The sequence below is a fragment of the Methylococcus capsulatus str. Texas = ATCC 19069 genome, assembly GCF_000424685.1.
GTDB classification, from domain to species: Bacteria; Pseudomonadota; Gammaproteobacteria; order Methylococcales; family Methylococcaceae; genus Methylococcus; species Methylococcus capsulatus.
On record NZ_AUKJ01000010.1, the window covers coordinates 1 to 2,329 of the forward strand.

Sequence of the window (2,329 nt, forward strand, 5' to 3'; positions counted from 1 at the left end):
AGACCGGCGAAACGGCTGTCCGGATCGTAGATGATGTCGGACAGACGGTACACTTCCCACGCCGCGTCGGACGCCGTCACGTCGACCGTGCGGGTCTCACCCGGAGCCAGCGGGCTGTTGTCGCTGACGCTCAGGCCGTCTTCGGCCAGCAGGTCTTCCGGATAGCCGGTGGTGTCCTTGTACACGTCGGAATCCAGGAAACGCACCGAGGCGGTGTAGAACTCACCCAGCCGGATCGGGCTGTTGCCGTGATTGGTGATGGTCAGCTTCATCCGCATGGCGCGGCCCGGCACCCGGTAGGTGGCGTCTTCCACTTTCACCGATACCGTCGGCGCCGGCAGTTCCAGCGGCTTCATGCCACGCATGGTGCCGGCCTGCAGCGGGATGGTGATCGGGTACTTGCTGTTGGCGCTGGACATGGCCATAACCACGATCAGGATGGTGGCGGCCAGGAAGCCCATCGCCACCTTGCGGTCGGTGGCGGACACCAGTTCGTCCGCACGACCGGCATCCACCATCAGCAGACGGGGGATGAAGATCGGTCGACGCGACCAGTAGCCGATCCAGGCAACTCCGATGGCGAACCAGAAGGCGTGCCAGAAATAGGTGTTGCCTTCGTTGTAGTTCTCCAGGTCCACCGTCTGACCGGTCAGGGTGGTGACGGGGTTGCGGAATTCACTCATGGAGCCTTCCACGGTGATCCATTTGCCGGGGCCGATGATCGGTCCACCGCCCTGGACGTTCATCATGGTGTGAACGTGCCAGTCACCCGGACGACGGGCTTTGAGGACAACCCGGAAGTCATAGGTCTTGCCGATTTCCAGACGTACGGAACGCGGCACCAGCTGACCGCCGATGTACGATTCCTTGCGGATGAACACCGGACCCGGCATGCCGACGTTCAGGAACGCCACATCCGGTTCGTCGACCGTTTCCGGCCAGCCTTCGAACACGTGGAACTTGCCTTTGATTTCCACGGTCTCGTTGATCTTGACTTTCTCTTTCGACCAGCTCAGGTCGTACCAGTGGATGGTACGCATACGCATGAACGCGGCCTGCGATTTCTCACCGTGGGCGCTGGCGCTCGGCGCATAGAAGGCGGTCGCTGCCACGGCGGACAGCAGTCCGATTGCAGACCATTTTGCAATCCGGTCCTTTATTGTTTTCATGATCTCTCCTCTTTCGAGTTCTTGCTGTTGGGTCACTCGCCGGCCTGTCGCCAAGCCGGACGACGGTCTTTCACTCAATGCTCTTGCTCGCACCGATCGCTCACGATCAGGTGCTCTGCAGGAACCGTTCGTTGGAGAACCAGCGACCGATGAAGTGCCACATGAAGTAGATCAGGATCGACATGAACGCGGAGAAGAATGCCGATACCGGCGCCACGTCCTTACCGAAGGTACGCAGGGTGCCCTTCTCTACCATGCGGATGTACTCAGGCGTACCCGTACGCACATAGTTGTAACCCTGGATGTCGGCGATCGACATCAGCATGCCGTTGTATTCCACCGGCACGTGCAGCGGCGCGATGATCGGCCAGTTGCCCGGGTAGAAGATCAGACCCCAGCCCATCGCACCGACGATCGCGGTGAACAGGTAGCTGCCCGACAGCATCAGCACGGTGTCCAGGATGATGGCGCCCGGCACCAGCGAGGCGGGGAACACGAAGTTGATCGGGAAGTAGGTCCAGCCCCAGAAGTTGAAATAACGGTTGATCCACTCGCCCAGCAGCAGACCCAGGACGCACACGGTGGCTCCCCAGGGCAGACGATACCGCTCCCACAGGTAGGATTGTACGGCCGCCGGGAAGGTGACCAGCACGATCGGGGTCACCGTGACCCACAGTCGACGGTCTTTCCAGTCCGACCAGAAGTCCCAGTCACCCATGGTGAGCATGGCGTGAATGTGGTACGAGCCCACGATCACGAAAAACACCACGAACAACGCCATCCAGTCGATGGTCCGGGATACCTGGACCGCTTCGGCGTGCGAACGAACCGCAGATTGCGCAGCACTCATTAAAGTTACCTCCAAATTTGTCGTTTTCTTATTTTCGACGGGAGCCGGATCAATCCACCCCGTCGCCGCGAGTCCCTTCCGGCCGCCGGTCCGGCCCCCGGGGGCCTGTCGCCAGAACCCCGAGAAACCGGCCCGCCAGCCTGACAAGCTCCTTATTTCGCGATCAAGCCTTCGTCCACGGCTTCACAGAGCGACTGCCCCAGCCCGCCCTGAGCGAAGCTGTAGAAGGTCTGGGTCAGGGTGCCCATGACGGCCAGTGCCAGCCAGCCGAAGATCACGAAGCCGTAGTGCAGCGGCGCCACGAACAGCT

General features: G+C 61.1%; 3 protein-coding genes. All 3 read right to left on the minus strand.

Features of this window, described 5'->3' with window-relative positions:
• Positions 1-1,169, minus strand: a 1,169-nt coding sequence (gene amoB / locus H156_RS0102105; RefSeq protein WP_026597566.1) for a bacterial ammonia monooxygenase, subunit AmoB, incomplete at its 3' end; no start/stop codon positions are given.
• A 106-nt stretch (positions 1,170-1,275) separates the two neighbouring features.
• Positions 1,276-2,019, minus strand: coding sequence for a bacterial ammonia monooxygenase, subunit AmoA (gene amoA / locus H156_RS0102110; protein ID WP_010961050.1), 744 nt, complete (start codon positions 2,017-2,019; stop codon positions 1,276-1,278).
• A gap of 152 nt (positions 2,020-2,171) precedes the next feature.
• Positions 2,172-2,321, minus strand: a complete 150-nt coding sequence (locus H156_RS15670; protein WP_282705229.1) for a methane monooxygenase/ammonia monooxygenase subunit C — start codon at positions 2,319-2,321, stop codon at positions 2,172-2,174.
• Positions 2,322-2,329 lie beyond the last annotated feature (8 nt).